The 22,904-nt window shown below is 63.7% G+C and carries 12 protein-coding genes; 9 read left to right on the forward strand and 3 right to left on the reverse strand.

Annotated elements, in window-relative coordinates:
- Positions 1–3 precede the first annotated feature (3 nt).
- Positions 4–906, forward strand: a complete 903-nt coding sequence (locus M52SOB_RS06445; protein WP_131111105.1) for a recombination-associated protein RdgC — start codon at positions 4–6, stop codon at positions 904–906.
- A 71-nt stretch (positions 907–977) separates the two neighbouring features.
- Here M52SOB_RS06445 and cphA read toward each other — a convergent pair whose 3' ends face one another.
- Both cphA and M52SOB_RS06455 read right to left on the reverse strand, forming a co-directional pair.
- Complete coding sequence (gene cphA / locus M52SOB_RS06450; protein ID WP_131111106.1) at positions 978–3,554, reverse strand: cyanophycin synthetase; 2,577 nt, start codon at positions 3,552–3,554, stop codon at positions 978–980.
- A 6-nt stretch (positions 3,555–3,560) separates the two neighbouring features.
- Positions 3,561–5,726 carry a cyanophycin synthetase gene (locus M52SOB_RS06455; RefSeq protein ID WP_131111107.1) on the reverse strand — a complete coding sequence of 722 codons (2,166 nt, stop codon included), beginning with the start codon at positions 5,724–5,726 and terminating at the stop codon, positions 3,561–3,563.
- A 146-nt stretch (positions 5,727–5,872) separates the two neighbouring features.
- Between M52SOB_RS06455 and M52SOB_RS06460 the strand changes: the two genes are divergently transcribed.
- Together M52SOB_RS06460 and M52SOB_RS06465 are read left to right on the forward strand one after the other, a co-directional pair.
- Positions 5,873–8,146: a cyanophycin metabolism-associated ABC transporter gene (locus tag M52SOB_RS06460; protein ID WP_284155234.1), complete on the forward strand. Its 2,274-nt coding sequence runs from the start codon at positions 5,873–5,875 to the stop codon at positions 8,144–8,146.
- Complete coding sequence (locus tag M52SOB_RS06465) at positions 8,143–8,625, forward strand: cyanophycin metabolism-associated DUF1854 family protein (RefSeq protein WP_131111109.1); 483 nt, start codon at positions 8,143–8,145, stop codon at positions 8,623–8,625. The genes M52SOB_RS06460 and M52SOB_RS06465 overlap by 4 nt, the downstream gene beginning before the upstream one ends.
- 153 nt (positions 8,626–8,778) lie before the next feature.
- On the opposite strand, the gene M52SOB_RS06470 is transcribed toward M52SOB_RS06465, so the two are convergent.
- Positions 8,779–10,836: an aldehyde ferredoxin oxidoreductase N-terminal domain-containing protein gene (locus M52SOB_RS06470; RefSeq protein WP_131111110.1), complete on the reverse strand. Its 2,058-nt coding sequence runs from the start codon at positions 10,834–10,836 to the stop codon at positions 8,779–8,781.
- A 178-nt stretch (positions 10,837–11,014) separates the two neighbouring features.
- Here M52SOB_RS06470 and M52SOB_RS06475 point away from each other — a divergent pair, with 178 nt between their 5' ends.
- From M52SOB_RS06475 to malQ, 6 genes are read left to right on the forward strand one after another with little or no spacing between them, the layout of a single operon-like run.
- Entirely contained in the window at positions 11,015–13,510 is a 2,496-nt protein-coding gene (locus M52SOB_RS06475; protein WP_131111111.1) for an EAL domain-containing protein, read from the forward strand.
- Between the two features lie 8 nt (positions 13,511–13,518).
- Positions 13,519–16,113, forward strand: a complete 2,595-nt coding sequence (locus tag M52SOB_RS06480) for an ATP-binding protein (RefSeq protein WP_131111112.1) — start codon at positions 13,519–13,521, stop codon at positions 16,111–16,113.
- Positions 16,110–17,420 carry a response regulator c-di-GMP phosphodiesterase, NosR family gene (gene nosR, locus M52SOB_RS06485; RefSeq protein WP_131111113.1) on the forward strand — a complete coding sequence of 437 codons (1,311 nt, stop codon included), beginning with the start codon at positions 16,110–16,112 and terminating at the stop codon, positions 17,418–17,420. The genes M52SOB_RS06480 and nosR overlap by 4 nt, the downstream gene beginning before the upstream one ends.
- Position 17,421: 1 nt before the next feature.
- A complete protein-coding gene (locus M52SOB_RS06490; protein ID WP_131111114.1) occupies positions 17,422–18,765 on the forward strand; it encodes a hemerythrin domain-containing protein in 1,344 nt (447 codons plus the stop codon).
- A 59-nt stretch (positions 18,766–18,824) separates the two neighbouring features.
- Positions 18,825–20,999 carry a glycogen debranching protein GlgX gene (gene glgX / locus M52SOB_RS06495; RefSeq protein WP_131111115.1) on the forward strand — a complete coding sequence of 725 codons (2,175 nt, stop codon included), beginning with the start codon at positions 18,825–18,827 and terminating at the stop codon, positions 20,997–20,999.
- Complete coding sequence (gene malQ / locus M52SOB_RS06500) at positions 20,996–22,903, forward strand: 4-alpha-glucanotransferase (RefSeq protein ID WP_131111116.1); 1,908 nt, start codon at positions 20,996–20,998, stop codon at positions 22,901–22,903. The genes glgX and malQ overlap by 4 nt, the downstream gene beginning before the upstream one ends.
- Position 22,904 lies beyond the last annotated feature (1 nt).

A 22,904-nucleotide genomic window follows, 5' to 3' on the forward strand; every position in this document is an offset into this window, starting at 1 on the left:
ATCATGTGGTTCAGGAACTTGCGTCTTTATCGTCTGCCACGCGGCATCGGGCTCGACCTGGCGGATGTCGATACCCGTCTCGCCCGACGCCCGCTCACCCACTGCGGAAATTTCGAAATGGTGAGCCGCGGCTGGGTATTCCCCCGTCAGGAAGGCGCTTTCGTCCATGCCGTCGGAGGGCAGTGGCTGCTGGCCTTGGGTGTCGAACAAAAGCTCTTGCCCGCCACGGTGATCCGCCAGACCGCCCAGGAGCGCGCCGCCATCATCGAACGGGAGCAGGGCCGCAAGGTCGGGCGCAAGGAAATGCGCGACCTCTACGAGCGGGTGATGGAGGAATTGTTGCCCAAGGCGTTTTCGCAGCGCCGCACCACCTGGGCCTGGATCGATCCGCTGCATGGGTGGCTGGTAGTCGATGCCGGCTCGGATGCACGCGCCGACGAATTCATGGAGGTGCTGCTCACCACCATCGACGACCTCGCCCCGCGACCGCTGCAAACCCAGGTTTCCCCGTCAGCCGCGATGACGGCTTGGCTCGCCGCCCAGGAGCCGCCCGCCGGATTTTCCTTCGACAGCGATCTCGAGCTGCGCGCCGCGAGCCGTTCGCAATCGGCGATCCGCTACGTTCATCACGACATCGGCGGGCCGGAGATCGCCGCGCACATCGCCGCGGGCAAGCTCGTCACCCGGCTGGGGCTCACCTGGAACGACAAGATTTCCTTCGTGCTGACCGACAAGCTCGCCATCAAGCGGCTCGCCTTCCTCGACGTGCTCAAGGAGCAGTCTGAAAAAGCGGCCGCAGGCGCCGACGATCAGTTCGACGCCGATTTCGCGCTGATGGCCGGCGAGCTGGCCCGGATGTTCGACGACCTGCTCGTCGCGTTGGGGGGCGAGATCAAGCCGGTGTGAAAGCCGGGTGCCGTTTCACCAGCGCCGACTTTGCGAGAGGTATTGGCGCCCGGGAGTCCGCCGGCCCCAGCTCAGCCCTTCGCTTCCGCGATACGCTTCGCGATGTGCGCCAGCGCCTCCTCGACCTGGTCGATCAGGATCAGACACAGATCGCCGGGTTGCAGTTTGGCGAGCGCGGTGTCGATGGCGAGGAATTCGCCGCGAATTTCCTCGATTTCCTTGGTTCGCGTCGCGCCGGCGAGCCCCTTGCGCAGCAGCGCCAACACCTCGCCGTCGGCCCGGCCGCGCTGGCAGGCATCCTGATAAAGGATCGCGCCATCGAAGGCGCCGCCGAGAATCTCACCCTGGCGGATGATGTCCTCGTCGCGCCGGTCACCCGCACCGCTGATGACGATCCAGCGGCGCTTGGCAGGCAGTGCATCCACTGCCTGAACCAGCGCGCGGATCGCATCCGGGTTATGGCCGTAGTCGGCGATCAGCTTGGCGCCACGGTAGTCGAAGACATTGAAACGTCCGGGTGCCGTGCTCGCGTCACTGACGAAGGTCGCCAAGCCCCTGCGGATCGTCTCCCAGTCGATTCCCAACGCCCAGGCGGCGCCGACCGCCGCCATCACGTTCTCGACCTGAAAGCCGATCGTGCCATTGCGGGTGAGCGGAATCGCGGCGAGTTCCAGACGCTCGATCTGGGGGCCTTCGGCGCAGACGATCGCATTGCCTTCGCGGAAGATCACGCGCTTGCCCTGGGCGCGATGCGTCATCATCAGCGGATGATGCGGGTCGGTGGCGAAATAGGTCACCTTGCCCGGACAGGCGCTGGCCATCTTCGCTACATTTGGATCGGCGGCATTCAACACCGCCATGCCGTTGGGACTGACGTTCTGCACGATCACGCGCTTGACCACGGCGAGTTCCTCGATCGTCATGATGTAGTTCAGCCCCAGATGGTCGCCCATGCCGAGATTGGTCACCACGGCGACGTCGCAACGGTCGAAGCCGAGGCCCTCGCGCAGGATGCCGCCGCGGGCGACCTCGAACACCGCCGCATCCACTTCCGGGTGCAGCAGCACGTTCCTCGCGCTTTTCGGGCCGCTGCAATCGCCGCGGTCGATACACCGCCCGTTGGCAAAGACGCCGTCGGTCAGCGTCATGCCCATACGCTTGCCGGTCTGGCCAATGAGATGCGCGGTCAGCCGCACCGTGGTCGTCTTGCCATTGGTGCCGGAGACGGCAACGACTGGAATGCGGCCGTTTTCATTGGGCGGGAACATCATCTCGATGACGGCCTTGCCGACGTCGCGCGGCTTGCCATAGGACGGATCGAGGTGCATGCGCAGGCCCGGCGCCGCATTGACCTCGACGATGCCGCCATTCTGCACTTCGAGCGGTTGGCCGATGTCTTCGCAGATCACATCGATGCCGGCGATGTCCAGCCCGACCATGCGCGCTGCAGCGACGGCGCGCGCCGCGACCTCGGGATGGACATCGCCGGTCACGTCGGTCGCGGTGCCACCGGTCGACAGGTTGGCATTGTTGCGCAGCACCGCGCGCACCCCCTTCGGCAGCACCGATTCGGGGGTGAAGCCTTGTGCGGTGAGCCGCGCCCGGGCAATGTCATCGAAGCGGATCTTGGTCAGCGAGGTCGCATGCCCTTCGCCGCGGCGGGGATCGCTATTGACGATATCCACCAGCTCGCGCACCGTATGCACGCCATCGCCGATCACCGTCGGCGGCTCGCGCCGCGCCGCCGCGACCATCTGGTCGCCGACGACCAGCACGCGGAAGTCGTAGCCGGTGATGAAACGTTCGACCAGCACGTGCGCGCTGATTTCCTGGGCGGCCGCGAAAGCGATCTCGAAATGGGAGCGATTGACGATATTGACCGTCACCCCTTTGCCCTGATTGCCGTCATAAGGCTTGGTGACCACGGGCAGCCCGATTTCCAGCGCCGCCTGCCAGCCGGCCTCGACGTCATCCACGACTCTGCCCACCGGCACCGGCACGCCGGCGGCCCGGAGTAGGTTCTTGGTCAGATCCTTGTCTTGGGCGATCGATTCGGCGATCGCCGAGGTGCGATCGACTTCGGCGGCCTGGATGCGTCGCTGTTTCGCGCCCCAGCCGAACTGCACCAGACTGCCACGGGTCAGCCGCCGCCAGGGGATGTCACGCGCCTGGGCGGCCTGGACGATCGACCCGGTCGACGGACCGAGGCGTTCGTCCTCGTCGAGCGAACGCAGCTCGGCCAGCGCGGCATCGAGATCGAACGGCGTGTCATCGAGGGCTGCCCGGCACAGGGTTTCGGCCAGTGCCAGCGCCCGCCGGCCAACCGCCTCTTCGCTGTATTCGACGACTACCTGATAGAGCCCGGCTTCGGTCGTCGGCGCGGTGCAGCTGAAGGACACCGGGCAACCCGCCTGGGCCTGCAGGTTGAGGGTGGCGAACTGCACCGCGTGGGCGAGCGACAGCTCGCCGGCATAGCCGATGGGGCGCATCGCACCGATTTGCGGGAAGCGCGCGCGGATGCGGGCTTCGAAGCCGGGCAGGCGGCTCATCGCACGTTCGTTTTCCTCACAGCGCACGAGAGCCTGGATCGAGGTATGCCGGGACCAGAGATTCGGGCCACGCAGGGCACGGATGCGAAAGATTTCCATGATGGTTCAGATGTCGGCAAAGGCGCGATAGGTTTCGATGCCGGCGCGCAGCAGATCGGTGCTCAAGCCCAGCGCCCAGCCGGCGGCCAGCGCGGCCAGCACGGCGACGAGATGTTCGCGGGAATCCTGCAGCAGTGGGATCTGTTCGAGGGCGATGAGCGGCAGCTCGACCGCTGTCGTGCTCAGCACGACTTGGCTGTCGCGCAGCACCACGGCTCGCCCGCCCTTGGCGCGGTGTTCGGCCACCCGCGGCGTCGCCGGCTCACAGCTGAAGAAGATCACCTCGCCATCGCACAGATCCGCCAGGGAGGCCGTCGTCTCGTCGTCGGCGTTGAGCACGCCGATGCCGCCAGGCAGCACCACGTCGATCTGGGTGCGCATCACCTTGAACAGCAGCTCGTCGTTGGTGATGCCGTGCTCGGGCATCAGCGCCTGGTTGTCGATGGCAGTGACGATGCCGACCTGGCAGCGGTCGTAGGCCAGCCCTTCACCAGCGATCATGGCGGGGGAATTCTCGATCACCGCGGCTTCGAGGCTGCGGTTCATCAGCAGACGCTGGCCCGATTCCCAATGCGCGCAATCGCCCGCCTCGACGCAGCGGTCTTCGAGGAACAACCCTTCGGCACAGGCAAGTCCCGTGCGCAGACCGGAAAGCTGCAGCAGGCGGGCAGTGATTTGGGCAACGAGCGTGGTATCCCGGCTGCCACTCACCCCGATCACTGGAATGCGGCCATTCTCGCCCGTCGGGAAGAGGTGTTCGACGATCGCCTCGCCGACCGGCCGGGGCTTGCCGACCGCGGGTTTCAGGTGCATCAGCAGGCTGGGGCCGGCATTCACCTCGACGATCGCCCCGCGTTGCTCGTCGAGCGGTCGGGACACGTCTTCGACCACCAGGTCGATCCCGGCGATGTCCAGCCCCACCACCTTTGCAGCGAGACAGGCCACCTGCGCGGTCTCGGGATGCACCTCGTCGGTGACGTCGATCGCATAGGTGCCGGTGCGCTGAACGAGCAGTTTTTGACCCTCGGCCGGGATGTCATCGCCGGAAAAGCCCTGACGCTTCAGGATCAGTTGCACGAGCGCATCCTTGTCGAAGTCGATGGTTTCGAGCGGAAATTCCTCGGCATCGCCGCGGCGCGGATCGGTATTCAGCTGACTGTCGATCAGCTCGCGCACCGTCGATTTGCCGTCGCCGGTGATGTAGATGCTCTCGCCCTTGCAAGCGGCGACCAAGTTTCCACCGACGACGAGCAGACGATGTTCCTCGCCGCGCACATAGCGTTCGACCATCACGCCGCCGCCCTCGCGTTCGGCGACGGGGAACGCCGCACGAACTTCCGCTTCGGTCATCAGTTCGAGGGAAACCCCGCGACCATGATTGCCGTCATAAGGTTTCACGACCACCGGCACACCGATTTCCTGCGCGGCTTCCCAGGCATCGTCCGGATCGTCGACCATGCGGCCCTCGGGGATCGGCACGCCGCAGGCGGCCAGCAAGGTCTTGGTCAGGTCCTTGTCGCAGGCGATGGATTCGGCGATGGCGCCGGTGAGATCCGTCTCGGCCGTCCAGATGCGCTTGCTCTTGACACCGTAGCCCAGCTGGACGAGGTTGCCTTCGTTCAAGCGGATGTGCGGGATGCGCCGCGGTTTGGCGTCGGCCGCATCGACGATCGAGGCGGTGCTGGGACCGAGCAGCAGACGGTCGGCCAGCTCGTGCAGACGCTTGACGGTGGCCGCGACATCGAAAGGCGTATCGTCGATCGCCGCCATGACCAGATCGCGTGCCGCATGGAGCGCCATGCGGGTGACTTCCGGATGAAAAGCACGCACCACCACCTTGTAGTGACCAGGCGTGTCCATGCTGCGGGCGCGGCCGAAGCCGCCGGGCATGCCGGCGAGGTTTTGCAGTTCGAGCGTGACGTGTTCGAGGATGTGGGCCGGCCAGGTACCTTCTTCGAGCCGGCGGATGAAGCCGCCCTCCTCGTCGTAACTGCAGCGATGTCCCTGCAGGGAGGGCAGCCAGGCAACGAGCCGTTCGGTGAAGCCTGGCAGCGTGTTCGACGGGGAATCTTCCAGCTCGCCGATGTCGACCCAGGCTTCCAGCACGGGACGATAGGTCCACATGTTGGGCCCGCGCAAATGCACGATTTTCAGGAATTCGATGGATTTCATTCTGGTGGGGTAGGGGTGAAACTTCCGGACGAGTAACGCGTTAATGCAGCAAAAGCTGACATTGTGCAAAAAAATAAAAATCGGCGCTGGCAGGACGGCACGCCGTATCATTCGCACCCATTCCGACCGGCAGTTTCTTCGTCATCGTGACCGATACCGCCACTTTACGCCAGACAGAATCCGCTGCAAACGCCGATCAGGTCATCGCCAGCCTCGAAATCGACCTCGACGAGCAGCTGAATTTCCGCTCCGGACTGATCCAACTCACGGCGCGCGAGATTCGCGACGGAGAAAAAGTCTGGCCTTTGTCGGCGGCGCTGAAGCTGACGCATTCCGATCATGGCGGCATCGGCACACTGGAACTCACCGACGACCGGCGCCTGCTCGCGCGCTGGCGCTACACCCTCGCCCGCAACCCCGCCGCCCTGCGTTTCGAGCGCGAATTCAACCGCCTGCGCGACAGTCTGGTGAGCGGGACGGCCCCGGCACCCGCAGTCGCCGCGACCTGCCCGATCTGCAAGGCGCCGATTCCGCCCGACGAGGAGGAATGCCCCAACTGTGCCCGCGAACTCTCCACGCCGCCCTCGACCTGGGTGCTGCTGCGGCTGTGGCGCTTCGCCAAACCTTATCAGGGCATGCTGTTCGCCGGCTTTCTGCTCACCCTGGCGGCGACCGCCGCGACCCTGGTGCCGCCCTATCTGACCATGCCGCTGATGGATGACGTACTGATCCCCTATCAGAACGGCACGCCGATCGACTGGGTCAAGGTCGGCTGGCTGCTGGGTGGCCTGCTCGGTGCCGCCTGCCTGGCCTGGGGCTTGGGTTGGGCGCGCACCTACATTCTGGCACTCGTCTCAGAGCGCATTGGTGCTGATTTGAGAACAATGACTTACGAGCATCTGTTAAAGCTTTCTCTCGAATATTTCGGTGGCAAGCGCACCGGAGATCTCTTGGCGCGCATCGGCTCGGAAACCGACCGCATCAATGTCTTTCTGTCGCTGCATCTGCTCGATTTCGCCACCGACGTGCTGATGATCGCGATGACCGCGGTGATCCTGTTCTCGATCAATGCCTGGCTGGCGCTGATCACGCTGATCCCGCTACCGATCATCGCCTGGCTGATCCACATCGTGCGCGACAAGCTGCGCACCGGCTTCGAGCAGATCGACCGCGTCTGGGCCGAGGTCACCAACGTGCTCGCCGACACGATTCCGGGCATCCGCGTCGTCAAGGCCTTCGCACAGGAAGCGCGCGAAGCGCAGCGTTTCCGCGACGCCAACCGCCACAACCTCGAAGTCAACGACCGCTTGAACCGCATCTGGTCGCTGTTCGCGCCGACGGTGGGGCTACTCACCGAAATCGGCGTGCTGGTGGTATGGGTGTCCGGCATCTGGCTGATCGCCCATGACCGCATCACCGTCGGCGTGCTGACCGCCTTCCTCGCCTACATCTCGCGCTTCTATACCCGGCTGGACGCGATGAGCCGCATCGTCTCGACCACCCAGAAGGCCGCCGCCGGCGCCAAGCGCATCTTCGACATCCTCGACCACGTCTCCAGCGTGCCCGATCCGGCGAAGCCTATGCCGATGCCGCCGGTGACGGGCGCGATCCAAATCCAGAACGTGCATTTCCGTTATGGCAACCGCGCCATCCTGCGCGGCATCGACCTCGACATCCGTCCCGGCGAGATGATCGGTCTGGTCGGTCATTCCGGCTCGGGCAAGAGCACCCTGGTGAATCTGATCTGCCGCTTCTACGATGTTTCCGAGGGCAGCATCCGCATCGAGGGCGTCGATCTGCGCAGCGTTGCCGTGGCGGATTACCGCAAGCACATCGGCCTCGTGTTGCAGGAACCCTTCCTGTTCTTCGGCACCATCGCCGAGAACATCGCCTATGGCAAGCCCGACGCGACGCGCGAGGAAATCGTCGCCGCGGCGCGCGCCGCCCATGCGCACGAATTCATCCTCCGGCAGCCGTTCGGCTACGACTCGCTGGTCGGCGAGCGCGGCCAGTCGCTTTCCGGCGGCGAGCGCCAGCGCATCTCGATCGCCCGTGCGCTGTTGATCGACCCGAAGATCCTGATCCTCGACGAGGCGACTTCCGCGGTCGACACCGAAACCGAATTCGAGATCCAACAGGCGCTCAACAACCTGATCCGCGGCCGCACCACGATCGCCATCGCCCACCGCCTCTCGACGCTGCGGCGCGCCGACCGACTCGTCGTGATGGACCGCGGCAAGATCGTCGAGATCGGCAACCACGACGAGCTGATGGCGAAACAAGGCCACTACTGGCGGCTCTACATGGCGCAGAGCAAGCAGCTCGACGAGCCGCCGCCGCTGGGCGAGCCCGACAAGAACGCGGCCCCGCCGCTCGTGCTGCCCGAACCCAAGGCCGCGGAACGGGAGGCGGTCGCATGAACGCATCCACCTTCACCTTGAGCCGCAACCCATTCGGCAAGCTCGTCTATGTCGGCGCCGACGGCGTGACGCACGAAGGGGTCACGCCGGTGCGCGCCTTTGCGCTCACCGCACCGGAGGAAGGCATTGCGCTGCTCTCTGCCGAAGGCAAGGAACTCGTCTGGATCGACCGACTCTCCGACCTGCCGGCGCCGCAGCGCGGCCTGATCGAGGAAGAATTCGCCCAGCGCGAGTTCATGCCGGTGATCCAGCGCCTCGTCAAGGTTTCGAGCTTCGCCACCCCATCGACCTGGCAGGTCGAAACCGACCGGGGAACCACGGAGCTGATCCTCAAGAGCGAGGACGACATCCGCCGCCTGCGCGGCAGCATCCACCCCAACGGACTCCTGATTGCCGACAGCAACGGCATCCACTACCTGATTCCCGACCGAAACAGGCTCGACGCGACGAGCCAGAAGATTCTGAAACGGTTTCTCTGAGCTTGTGAAAAAAATTCGTCGCGAGCGCAGCCAGGTTTGGGGAGGCCGGAGCGCAGCCACCGGAATGTATGTGGAAATCCATGAGGATGGCAAGCACCGCCCGACCCCAAGATGGCAAGCGCAGCAGAATTTTTTACAAGCTCTCTGACTTGCTCAAGGATCGCGATTTGGCGTCGCCTGCACCGCCGGCGGGGCAAATTTCATCTCCACCCGGGGCGGTGACGAGAACGCGGCGCGCTGGCCGGCGCGGATCGCTTCCCAGAACACATGGGCGACCTTCTTGAGCGCTGCATGATCGGCGGGCAGGGTCGCCGCCGCGGTGATCTGCTCCAGTGATAGACCGATGTCGCCGGCAGCTTCCAGGCAGGGTGCGAGCTGTGCCAGCGACTTGCCGCTCTCGACCTGCCAGCGCAGGTAATGGAAGAACATCTCCGCCATGCGTTCGGTTTCCCAGGGCACGCTCTTGCCGTCCTCGCTGGCGTGGATCTGCCACGCCAGCTCGAAATGATGGCGGAAATAGTCGATGTCGAGACCGAAACGCTCCCAGGCGAGCTTGCCGGCCATCGGTTCGCCCCACTGGCGGTGGAAGCGGCACAAACCGGTGTTGTCGCTGATCAGCTCATACACCATGCGCTCGACATTGCGGCGTCCGAGCTCGTCCGGGGCGAGAAGCTCCGGGCCGTAATAGACGTAGTATTTGCCCATGATCGGCATCGGGCTGCCCATGCCGGGCACGAAATACTGATTGGGCACCATCGAGCCGTTCTCGCCATGCGCGAGATAGACGGCGTACTGCCCCGGCCGCGTGTCCGGATGGCGCTGGTCGAGCGTCCGCGCCGCCGCGCGGATGCCGTGGCGGAACACGGCAGCACGCGGATCGTTCAGGATCGCGTCGATCGTCGCCATCGCATAACGCGCGTTCTTCATGCTGTCCTCGACGAGATCGAAATCCTGCGGGTCGGCAGTGAATTTCTCGAAGCGTAGCTGGTGCTTCGGCGGCAGGCCATAGTCTTCGGGCTGAATCCGCCCGGTGGCGACGCATTCCATGATCCAGGCCAGCGTGCCGCCGATCTGGATCGCATCGAAGCCCATCGCATCCGCGTGGTCGTTGAGCAGCTCGGCGGCGCGCTGATCGAAGACGCCGAGCTGGGGACCGAGCGTGTGATAGGGCTCGTAATCCTTCTTGTAATGACCATTCATCTTCTTGCAGGCCACCGAGCAGGGCTCGCCGCAGTGCTCGAACTGCTTCTTGGCGATGGTTTCCTCGTTGAACTGCTTCAAATAGTGATCGACGATGAACGCCTGCTGCTGCCTGAGCCGCTCCGCTTTGGGCTCGAAAACCGAACGGTAATTGAAACTCATCAGCTTCTCGCCCATGGCATGGTAGTTCGAGCCGAAGGTGCCGCCGGTGCCGGTCTTCGGGTCGAGCGAATATTTGACCGTGGCCGCCTTCTCGACCTTGATCGCACGCTCGCCGAAATGTTCGACGAAATAAGGATCGTAATCCTTGAGCGATTCCTTGACGGCAGGCTCCCATTGGCCACCGAACACGCAGCCGACGAGATTGTGCTGGCGGAACATTTGACTGCCCAGACCACCCCGGCCGCACCAGTCGGTCACCCCGCTGACGACACCCTTCTCGACGGGGTTGGAAACGATCGCGCCTTCGATGGTCCTGGCCGCTGCCGGGCCAACGACGAAGGCGCGCACCTGCTTCGGCGGATACTCTCCGCCATGGCGGTCTATCAAGGCTTGCTGCAGCGCAAAGATTCCCAACAGTTCCCTGCCGTCCGCTGCCCGGTAGCCCCGCCAGAGCTGCTCGAAATCCTCACAGGGGGCGAGCCGCGCTTTGGGCGCGGTGCCGTCATGGTTCAAGAGCAGCACGCTCGGCCGTGACGCACGTCCAGAAAGTTCGACGTAATCGACGCCCAGATGCCGGAAGGTGTAGGCCGCACCGCCCATCGAGGAGATGTAGAAGCTCTCCCATTGCGGACTGTAGCCACAAAACACCAGCCGCCGCGAGCCGCCGAGAGGACTGTTGGCGAGCATGCCTGCGCCGAAGGTCATGACGGCAGGGCCATGACGACGCCAGGCCTGCCAGCCGAAATCGACCGGGCCGATCACCCGGCTCGAGGCGGGTTCGGTGTCGAGTAGGGCCGAAAATGGTTCGAGTGAGATGCGCAACACAGAGGGTTCGAGTGGAGACGACATGACTTTTCACCTCGTTCTTTCACGGCATTCAGGAGGGACGCGCCGGAAAGGTGGCGGCGCGGCCAGAAAAGTTGCGCATCCTACCTCTTTTCGATTCGCCCGGCCTTGATCTCCGGCGCTGGCGGGACGGCACCCCTGCAGCGACCACCTCCTTCCAGCATCAGAGTAAGATCATGTCATGGAGAATCCTGCACCGATTCGCGTCCTCTACATCGAAGACAACCTCTTCGATCGGGAACAGGTGCGCGCTGCGCTGGAAGATGCAGAAGCCGTGTTCGTGCTGAAGACGGTGACCCAGCGCGGGGATTTCGAAGCCGCACTGCAATCCGGCGGCATCGATTGCGTGCTGACGGACTTCGACGTTCTCGGTTTCACCGGCTTGCAGGTCTTCGATGTCGTGCGGGCAGCGCAACCACAGTTGCCGGTGGTGATCCTGACCGGTAACGGTTCGGAGGAACTCGCGGTCGAGGCGATGAAGCGCGGTGCCGCCGACTACCTCGTCAAGACACCCCAGCAGATCGCCCGTTTGCCGCTGATTTTGAAACAGGCAGTCGAGCAAGCCGCGCAGGCTGCACGGCTGGCGCGCCAGCAGGCCAACGTCGAGCTGGCCGCGAAGATCTTCGAGGCGAGCAGCGACGGGTTGATCATCACCGATGCAGAAAAGCGCATCCTGGCCGTCAATCCGGCTTTCTGCAACCTCATCGGCTATCGGGCCGACGAGCTGGTCGGCTGCAAAACCGATGTCCTCACTGCCGGCCCCAAAGACGAAGCCTGGGTCAACAGAATCTGGGCAGGTGTCGCCAGTCAGGGCAGTTGGCAGGGAGAGATCAGACCCCAGTGCAAGGACGGCACACGCGGCCGCGCCTGGCTCTCCCTGTCGGCAGTCAGGACAGCCGATGGCATCGTCAGACATTATGTCGCCCAGCTCATCGACCTCGCCGAGCGCACCCTGTTCGAGGAGCACTTGCGTTACCTGCTGCAGCATGACGCGTTGACCGATCTGCCGAATCTCGCGCTGCTGACCGACCATCTCGAGCAGGCGCTGGGCAATGCCGTTCGGCAAGCGCGTGTCGTGGCGCTGCTAACGGTCAATCTGACGCGCTTTCGCACCGTCAATGAGCACTATGGCCGCAGCGTCGGCGATCAGGCATTGATCGAAGTGGCGCGCCGCATCAAGGCCCTGCTACGCGCCAGCGACACGGTGGCACGCAGTGGTGCCGACGAATTCGGCATCCTGCTCGCGAACCTCGAACAGGAAGACGATGCGATCCTGCTGGCGCAGCGCATCCTCGACCGGATCGCTGCACCGATGGACATCGACGACCATCGCTTGTCCCTCAACGCTTGTATCGGCATCGCGCTTTTTCCGAAGGATGCCCAGGATGTCGATAGTCTTTTCAAGTGCGCCGACAGTGCGCTCGACCGCGCCCGGGAAGCCGGCGCGCATTGTTTCCGTTTCTTCGATCCGCAACTGAACGAGGACACCCTGCAGCGCTTGCGGCTCGAAACCGACCTGCGACGGGCTGTCGCGCAAGAGGCGCTGGAGATCCGCTATCAGCCGCAGATCGATCTGATCACCGGCCGTATCTGCGGCTCGGAGGCCCTGCTGCGCTGGCATCACCCGGAACTCGGTCCAATCTCGCCGGCGGAGTTCATCCCGCTGGCGGAAGAAATCGGCTTGATCGAATCGATCGGTGCCTGGGTGATCCGCACCGTCTGCCGTCAGAACAAGGCCTGGATCGATGCAGGCTTGCCATTGCTACCGGTGGCGGTGAATGTTTCCCCCCGCCAGTTCCGCCAGGAAAATCTGGCGGAGATCGTCACCACCGCGCTGAGCGAAAGCGGACTGCCGGGTTCCGGACTCGAACTGGAGATCACCGAATCGGCGATGATCGAGCATCCGTCGCAGGTCGCCGACGTCCTCAGCCGTCTCAAGACGCTGGGTGTGAAGCTGGCCCTCGACGACTTCGGCACCGGCTATTCGTCGCTCACCTATCTATCCAGTCTGCCATTCGACAAGATCAAGATCGACCAGAGCTTCATTCGCGATGTGATCACCAATCCCGTCAATGCCACGATCGTCGCCGCCACGATCGCGATGGGACGTAGCCTCGACATGACGGTGCTGGCCGAAGGCGTCGAGAACGAGGCGCAACTGATGTTCCTGCGCTCGCGACAATGCGAGGCGATGCAGGGCTGGCTGTTCAGCCGGGATCTCACCGCAGACGAGTTCGCCGCCCTGCTGAAACAAGGCGCAATGCTGAAAGTCGGCGCTGGCGAGACGGCAGCAGATGAGACCCTGTTGCTGCTCGACGACGAGCCGAACATCCTCAACGCGCTGCGCCGCCTGTTGCGGCGCGAAGGCTATCGGATCCTCGCCACCACCTCGCCGCAGGAGGCCTTCGAATTGCTGGCGCAGCATCGCGTGCAGGTGATCATCTCCGACCAGCGCATGCCGGAGATGAGCGGCACCGAATTTCTCTCACGCGTCAAGCAGATCTATCCCGATACCGTGCGCATCGTGCTCTCCGGCTACACCGATCTGCAATCGATCACCGAGGCGATCAACCGCGGTGCGATCTATCGCTTCCTCGTCAAGCCCTGGGATGATGAAGAACTGCGCCAGCAGGTCCGCGAAGCCTTCCGTGTCGCACACGGGCTGGTGAAAGCTTGAGGGTAGCCATGCAAGCTACGGCAAAGGCCATTTCACTGAGAAACTATATCTCTCGGCTGATCTGGCTGAGCCTGTTGCCCCTGATCGTCCTGGTCGCCTGGTTCGGCCTCGAACAAGCCCGTCAACGGGAATCGGAGTCATTGCAAACCGCCGAGCATGCCGCCGCCCGAATTCGGGATGAGGTCGACCATTTTCTGCAGATGCGGCTCGCCGCACTGAGCATGCTGGCTCAATCTCCTTTGCTCGACCTGCCTTCCAGGCTGGATGTCTTCCACCAGCGTGCACTGGATTTCCAGCGCGACTTCGGCGGTCACCTGATCCTCGCCGACGCTCGATTGCAGATGCTGCTCAATACCCGCGTACCTTTCGGCACTCCGCTACCCCAACTGCCGCAAACCTCGAGGGCGGCAGCCCCGAAAGTGCTGGCGACCGGCAAGCCCCATGTGGGTGACATCGTTCCCGGGCCGGTGGCCCAGCAATCGCTGGTGGCGCTGGTCATACCGGTGTTGCGCGAGGATACGCCGCCCCGCCTGTTGCTGGCGACTTATGAGCTCAACCTCCTGCAGCGGCTGATCGAGGGTATTCCGCTGCCCAAGGGGCAAATGGTCAGGTTGATCGATGGTCAGGGTGCTACGATCGCCAGCCACGGTGCTGCAGCCGCGGCCGGACAAGCCGGGCCGGTACGTCCCTTCACGGCATCCTCGGCGCTCTCTGCCTGGCGCGTCGTGCTCGAGGTTCCCGAGCGGGAACTCGATGCACCATTCCGTGAAGCACTCGCCAAGACCGCCATTTACCTGCTGCTCGCCACCCTGGTCGGCTGGGCCGGTGGTCACCTCGCCGGTCGTCGTCTGGGAACGGCCGTACGCGCCTTGTCCCAGGAAGGGGATGCTGCCCAGGCTGCCTGCGCGATCGAAGAGACCTGCCAAGTACGGCATTTGATCGAAACGCAAAGCAGGCAATTGCTCTTCAGTGAGCAACGCTATCGCAGCCTGTTCGAGAACGACCATACGGTGATGCTGCTGATCGATCCGGCCGACGGCCGCATCGTCGATGCCAATCCGGCCGCTGCGCATTTCTACGGCTGGTCGCGTGAGGCGCTGAAAACCAAATTCATCACGCAAATCAATATCCTGCCGAAGGAGGAGATCGCTCGACAGCTGGCGGGGGTCCGCGAATCCAGTCGAAATGTCTTCCATTTCCGCCATCGACTGGCCAACGATGAAATCCGCGATGTCGAAGTGCATACCGGACCGGTGCGCATGGAAGGGCGACTACTGCTGTATTCGATCGTCCTCGACGAAACCGAACGGCTGGCCACGCAACGAGCCTTGGAGCAGGCGCTGCGGGTCGTCGAGGCCAGTCCGGTGGTGAGCTTCCGCTGGCTGGCAAAGACTGGCTGGCCCGTAGAGTATGTCTCAAACAACATCAGTCGTTGGGGATATCGGCCCGAAGACATCCGCGCCGGCCGGCCGACCTACGCCGAGATCATCCACCCGGATGATCTACCGCGTGTAAGGAGCGAGGTAGACGCACACATGGCGGCCGGGGACGCACGTTACACCCAAACCTATCGGATCCGCGCCGCGGACGGTCGCTATTTCTGGGTCGAAGACAACAGTTGGCTCATCCATGACGAACAAGGTAAGGTGATCGCCTACGAAGGCGTGGTCACCGACATCGACGAGCGTAAGCGTTACGAACAGCAGCTGACGGACAGTCTTGCCGAGCAGAAGACCCTCAATCGCAAGCTCGAAGCGGCCCAGAACCAACTGGTGCATGCCGAGAAAATGGCCTCGATCGGCCAGCTTGCGGCCGGGGTGGCCCACGAGCTCAACAATCCGATCGGCTTCATCACCAGCAACCTGAACACCCTCGAAACTTATCTCACGGATCTTTTCGCCATCGCCGACGCCTATGCCCATGCCGAGCTGGCCTATGGTATGGAATCGCCGCCGTTCGAACGCGCCCGCACGCTGAAAGAGGAAAAGGACTACGATTTCCTGCGCAGCGACATCCTGGCGCTGTTGCAGGAGTCGAAAGAAGGGCTGGCGCGTGTCGCGCGGATCGTGCGCGACCTGAAGGATTTCTCGCATCCCGGCAGCACGGCGATGCAGTGGGCCGACCTGCATGCCGGTCTCGATTCGACCCTCAACATCGTCTGGAACGAGCTGAAATACAAATGTACCGTCATCAAGCGTTACGGCGAGCTGCCGCAGGTCTGGTGCGACATCGCTCAGCTCAACCAGGTGTTCATGAACCTTCTCGTCAATGCCAGCCACGCCATCGCCGAGAAAGGCGAGATCACGATCACCACCGGCCGGCAGGGTGACCGGGTGTTCGTCGCGATCAGCGACACCGGCAGCGGCATCGCGCCGGAAAATCTCAAGCGCATTTTCGATCCCTTCTTCACCACCAAGCCGGTCGGCAAAGGTACCGGCCTCGGCCTTTCCTTGGCTTACAGCATCGTGCAGAAGCATCGCGGCAGCATCGAAGTCCAGAGCGAACTGGGCAAAGGCACCACCTTCACCGTCTGGCTGCCGATCGCACCCCCTGAACCTGCCGCCGGTGCCGTGCCGCCAGCGCCGACTTTGGAGTCCACATGACTGCCACCCAAACACCTCCAGCTGCGCCCAGCATTCTGTGCGTCGATGACGAGCCTTCGATCCTCTCGGCGCTCAAACGCCTTTTCCGTCCCCACGGCTTTACCGTGCTGACCGCCGGCTCCGGCCAGGAAGCCCTCGAATTGCTGGCGCAGCAGCCGGTCGATGTCGTCATCAGCGATATGCGCATGCCGCAGATGGACGGCGCGCAGTTTCTCGAACAGGTCTTCCAGCGCTGGCCCGAGACGAAGCGCATCCTGCTCACCGGCTATGCCGATGCCAATGCCACCATTGCGGCAGTCAATCTCGGTCATATCTGGCGCTATGTCGCCAAGCCCTGGAACGATGCCGAGCTGGTGGCCGCGGTCCAGCAGGCGCTGGCCCACCGCCGGCTGGAGCGGGAAAACGCCGCACTCGTCGCACTCACCCGGCGCCAGAACGAAGAACTGAAGCAGCTCAATGCGGCACTGGAAGCCAAGGTCGCCGCACGCACCGCCGAGCTGCAGCAGATGCTCGCAATGCTGGAAAAAAGCCACGAGGAGCTGAAGAAAGGCTTCATGACCACCGTGAAGGTGCTCTCCAGCCTGTTCGAACTGCGCGGCGGCAAACTCGCCGGCCACTCGCGCCGCGTCGCGGAGACGGCGCGCCAGCTCGCCCAGGCATTGCAGCTCGACGAAGCCGCCGCGCAGGATGTGCTGCTCGCCGCGCTATTGCACGACATCGGCAAGATCAGCCTGCCGGACCACCTGCTCGACAAACCTTTCAACACGATGCCGGCCGAGGAGCGCGCTCAGGTGATGACCCATCCGCAGCGTGGCGAACTGGTGCTGAACGCGGTCGACCAACTCAAGAAAGCGGCCGTGCTGGTGCGCCATCATCATGAATGTTTCGATGGCAGCGGCTACCCCGATCATCTGGTAGGGCTGGCCATTCCGCTCGGCGCGCGCATTCTCGCCGTGGCCAATGACTTCGACGCCCTGCAGTTGGGCACGCTGGTCAGCCGCCCGCTGAAACCCGCCGAGGCCCGCACCTACATCTTCGAAAACCGCGGCAAGCGCTACGACCCACAAGTCGTCGCTGCCTTCATGGCCAAGGTCGCCGACCAGATTCCAGAAGAAGTCCAGGAGCTGCCGATGCGCCCCGGTACCCTGCGTCCCGGCATGGTGCTGACGCGAGACCTGATGCATCCGGACGGCTATCTGCTGCTCGCCAAGGGGCAGGCCGTCGATAGTGTGGTGATCGAGCAGTTGCTGAAGATCGAGTCGTTGGAAGGTCATCGCCTGACTCTCTACGTCCATCCGGAGAAATGAAATGGAAGCCTTCGTCTGGAACGAGCGTTTCGAGACCGGCTTTGCCAGCGTCGATGCCCAGCATCGCCATCTCGTCTCCCTCGTCAATCGCGCCGGGGAGCTGATGTCGGCCCCCGAAACGAGCCAGTCCGAGGTCGACGGTGTGTTCCATCAGCTCGCGCACTACGCCGTCACACATTTTCGCGACGAAGAGCACCTGATGCTTGAGAACGGCATCGATACGCGCCATCTCGAACACCACCGCAAGTCGCACCATGATTTCGCAGACCAGGTGAAGATGATGTGGAACCAGCGCACGATGATGTCATCGCCGGCCGAAACCCTGCACGGCTTCCTCGTCGCCTGGCTGAGCTTCCACATCCTCGGTGAGGATCAGCAGATGGCGCGCGAGATCATGCGCATCCGTCAAGGCAAGTCGCCGGCCGAGGCCCACGAGCTCGAACAAACGCGCGGCGAACGATCGACCATGGCCTTGATCACCGCGCTGAAAAACATCTACGCGGTGCTGCTGCGCCTGAATCGGGACATGGCGCAGATCAACACCCGGCTCGAAGCGGAGGTCGCCGAGCGCACCCGCGAACTGCTGCAGTCGGAAAAGCTGGCCTCGATCGGCCAGCTCGCTGCCGGCGTGGCGCATGAGATCAACAATCCGATCGGCTTCGTCAGCTCCAACCTCGGTACGCTCGGCCGCTATGTCGATCAGCTGCAACGTTTGGCGGAGCTCGGCGCGAGCACGCCGCAGGGGAACGCCATCGCCCGCGAGATCGACTTCGACTACCTCAGGTCCGACTTGCGCGATCTGCTGCGCGAATCACGCGAAGGACTCGAACGCGTGCACAAGATCATCGTCAACCTCAAGGATTTCTCGCGCGTCGATCAGGCGGAATGGCAGGAGGCCGATCTGCTCGCCGGGCTCGAAAGCACGCTCGCCGTCGCTGCGCACGAATTGAAATACAAGGCCGAGATCGAGCGCGAGCTGACGCCGCTCCCCCCGGTTCGCTGCATGCCGGCGCAGATCAACCAGGTGTTTCTCAATCTGCTGGTCAACGCAGCGCAGGCGATCACGGGTCACGGCAAGATCACTTTGAAAAGCGGGCGTGAGAGCGAGCGGGTCTGGGTCGAGATCGCCGACACCGGCTGCGGCATGGACGAAGCCACGAAACTCCGTATCTTCGATCCATTTTTCACCACCAAACCCGTCGGTACCGGCACCGGCCTGGGCCTATCGCTGAGCTGGGACATCGTCAAGAAACACGGCGGCAGCATCGAAGTCGATAGCACGCCTGGTCAGGGTTCCCGCTTCCGTATCTGGCTGCCGATTTCCGGACCAAACGAAACCACGTGACCGCCTAGCCGTGCTACTCTCTCGCGCCGCCAGGCAATGCTCGCCTTGGCGGCAATACCATGCATCGACTCCATCAATTTCCGATCACCACCGTCTGGCCCGGCTCGCCTTATCCTCGCGGCGCCACCTGGGATGGCGAAGGCGTCAACTTCGCCCTGTTTTCCGAGCATGCGGAAAAAGTCGAACTATGCCTGTTCGATCCGTCCGGCCAACACGAGATTCAACGCATCACGCTGCGCGAGCAGACCGATCTGGTCTGGCATTGCTATCTGCCCGAGGCGCGCCCGGGACTGCTCTACGGTTATCGGGTGCATGGGCCATATGACCCGGCGCGTGGCCATCGCTTCAATCCGAACAAGCTGCTTCTCGACCCTTACGCGCGCGACATCGTCGGGCCCCTCATCTGGAACGACGCCCATTTCGGCTATCGGGTCGATGCCACGCACGACGACCTGTCGTTCGATCTCCGCGACAATGCCCCCTGGATGCCGAAGTGCCGCGTCACCGACCCAGCGTTTTCCTGGGGGGAAGATCGCTCACCGAACATTCCCTGGCACGAGATGGTGATCTACGAGCTGCACGTACGCGGCTTCACGATCGAGCATCCCGAAGTGCCGCCGCCCCTGCGCGGTACCTATGCAGGGCTGATCACCGCGCCGGTGATCGCGCATCTCAAGCGGCTGGGCATCACCTCGGTGGAACTGATGCCGATCCACAGCTTCATCGACGACCGCCATCTGATCGACCAGGGCAAGCGCAACTACTGGGGCTACAACTCGATCGGCTTCTTCGCGCCCGAGCAACGTTATTCGGCGAGCGGCTCGCCGAAAGAGTTCAAGACCATGGTCAAGACCCTGCATTCGGCGGGCATCGAGGTGATCCTCGACGTGGTCTACAACCACACCGCCGAAGGCAATCATCTCGGCCCGACGCTGTCGTTCAAGGGTATCGACAACAGCGTCTATTATCGTCTGCAGGAAGGCAATCCGCGCTTCTACCGTGACTACACCGGCTGCGGCAACACCTTGAACCTCGAACACCCGCGCGTGCTACAGCTGGTGATGGATTCGCTGCGCTACTGGGTGCAGGAAATGCACGTCGACGGTTTCCGCTTCGATCTCGCCGCCTCGCTCGGCCGCGAGCAGCATGCGGTGAATCACTTCGGCGCCTTCTTCGACATCCTGCACCAGGACCCGATCCTCTCGCGCGTCAAGCTGATCGCCGAACCGTGGGACCTCGGCGAAGGCGGCTATCAGGTCGGCAATTTCCCCTTGGGGTGGGCGGAATGGAACGACCGTTACCGCGACTGCATGCGCGCCTTCTGGCGCGGCGACGGCGGCAAGATCGGCGAGTTCGCGACGCGCATCACCGGTTCCTCCGATCTCTATGCCCGCAACGGTCGCCGCCCCTATGCGAGCATCAATTTCATCACCGCCCACGACGGCTTCACGCTGCATGATCTGGTGAGCTACGCGCACAAGCACAACGAGGCCAACGGCGAGGACAACCGCGACGGCAGCGACAACAACCTTTCCTGCAACTATGGCGTCGAGGGCGAAACCAGCGATCCGGCGATTCTCGCCCTGCGCGCGCGCCAGAAACGTAATCTGCTGGCCACCTTGCTGTTCTCGCAGGGCGTGCCGATGATCCTCGCCGGTGACGAGATGGGTCGCACCCAACACGGCAACAACAACGCCTACTGCCAGGACAATCCGCTCGGCTGGGTCAACTGGAACCTCGGCCAGGACGATCGGGAATTGCTCGAATTCGTTGCCCGGCTGGTGCGGCTGCGCCACCGCCATCCGGTGTTCCGCCGGCGCAATTTCTTTCAGGGACGACCGATCCGCTACTCGGGTGAGGGCGGCATCAAGGACATCCATTGGCTCAAACCCGACGGCGCCGACATGACGGACGAGGAATGGACCAATGATCAGGCCCGCTGCCTGGGCGTCTATCTTTCCGGCGAGGCGATCGGTGAAGTCGATCGCCACGGCCGCGCGATCCGCGACGACAACTTCATCCTGCTGTTCAACGCCCATGTCGAGCGGATCGATTTCGTCCTGCCCCGGCTGTGCGACGATTGCCTCTGGCAGGTGCTGATCGACACCCACTATCATGCCGGTCTCGAGCCGGACGGCACTTTCCGCGGCGGCGAGCGCTATCCGCTCGAAGGTCGCGGCTTTGTCCTGCTGCGCCAGCAGTCCTCCACAGGCCATCTTTCCCAAGACCGATGAACGACGCCCTTACACGCCTGGCCGATGCCTGCGGCATCGCACACGAATATCACGACATCTGGGGCAATCATCACCCGACCTCGGAGAGCACGCGACGCGATCTGCTCGCAGCGATGCATTTCGACCTTTCCCACGACGCTGGCGTGCTGCTCGACGAGCTGATGGCGGCCGAGCGCGCCATCCCTGCCCTGCCCGCCGAGGCAATCGCCCAACGCTGCCATCTGCCGGCCGTTCTCGCCGACGGCGGGCGGCTGTGGGGCTTGAGTGTGCAGCTCTACGGCCTGCGCTCACGGCGCAACTGGGGCATCGGCGATTTCACCGATCTCGCCTGGCTGGTCGATCTCGTCGCCGCGGCGGGCGGCGCTTTCATCGGCCTCAATCCGCTCCACGCGCTGTTTCCCGACAACCCCGCGCACATCAGCCCCTACAGCCCTTCGCACCGCGTCTTTCTGAACGTGCTCTACATCGATGTCGAGGCCGTGCCGGAATTCGCCGCCTGCGAGAGCGTCCAGTGCCGTGTCGCCAGCGCCGAGTTTCAGGCGCGGCTTTCCGCACTGCGCGAAACGCCTCGGGTCGATTACGTTGGCGTCGCCCGGCTCAAGCTCGAGGTGCTGCGCGCGCTGTTCGATTTCCATCGCGCCCATGCCGGCGCCTGCCTGGCCGGCTTCGCCGTCTGGCGCGAAGCGCAGGGTGAAGCGCTGGAACGTTTCGCGCTGTTCGAGGCCTTGCAGGCCCACTTTCGCGCGCAAGACCCCGACTGCTGGGGCTGGCCGGCCTGGCCGGCGGAATACCGCGACCCAGGATCGACAGCCGTCGCCGCCTTTCGCGAGGATCACGCCGTCGAGATCGACTGGCATGCCTGGCTGCAATGGCAGGCCTACGAACAGCTTGCCGCCGTCGCCCGACGCACGCGCGAACGCGGCATGGCGATCGGCCTCTACCGCGATCTGGCGGTCGGTGCTCATCCCGGCGGCGCGGAAGTCTGGCACTGGCAGACGGTGTTCGCGATCGGCAATGGCGGCGCCAACACCGGCGCGCCGCCCGACGAATTGAACCTCCTCGGCCAGGACTGGGGGTTGCCGCCGCTCATTCCGCATCGCCTGCGCGCAGTGGGTTACGCGCCCTTCATCGAAGTGCTGCACGCCAATATGAAACACGCCGGCGCCTTGCGCATCGACCATGTGATGGGCCTGATGCGCCTGTTCTGGGTGCCGGGCGATACACCGGCGACCGAAGGCGCCTATGTGCATTACCCGTTCGACACCCTGCTCGGTCTCGTCGCCCGCGCCAGTCTCGACCATGCCTGCCTGGTGATCGGCGAAGACCTCGGCACCGTGCCGGCGGGCTTCCGCGAACGGCTGTTTGCCGCCGGTGTGCTCTCCTACCATCCACTGATCTTCGAGCGTTATCCCGATGGCAACTTCCGCCTGCCCGCCGACATGCCACGCCAGGCGCTGGTTTCGGCCAGTACCCACGATCTGCCGACGCTCGCCGGCTTTTGGCAGGGCGTCGATCTGGAGATCCGCACCCAGCTGATGCTGTTTCCCAACAACGAGGTGCGCGAGCGGCTGATCACCGAACGCGATTGGGATCGCGGCCGCTTGCTTTGGGCACTCGAGCGCGAAAACCTGCTCCCTCCGGGAGTCAGCAAGGATCCTAAGGCGCTTGCGGAGCTGACGCCGGAAGTCATTACCGCGATCCATGCCTATCTCGCCCGCAGCCCGGCGATGTTGCTCTCCGTCCAGCCCGAGGACGTCTTCGCCTGCCGCGATCAGATCAACGTTCCCGGCACGCTCGAAGACCAGCATCCGAACTGGCAGCGCAAGCTGCCGGTCACGCTGGAAGCATGGCCGGAGATGCCGAGCTGGCAGGCTTTGGTGACGGTGCTAGCCGCCGAGCGTTGAT

Origin of the sequence: Sulfuricystis thermophila, assembly GCF_004323595.1 — a bacterium.
In the GTDB taxonomy this organism is placed as follows: Bacteria; Pseudomonadota; Gammaproteobacteria; order Burkholderiales; family Rhodocyclaceae; genus Sulfuricystis; species Sulfuricystis thermophila.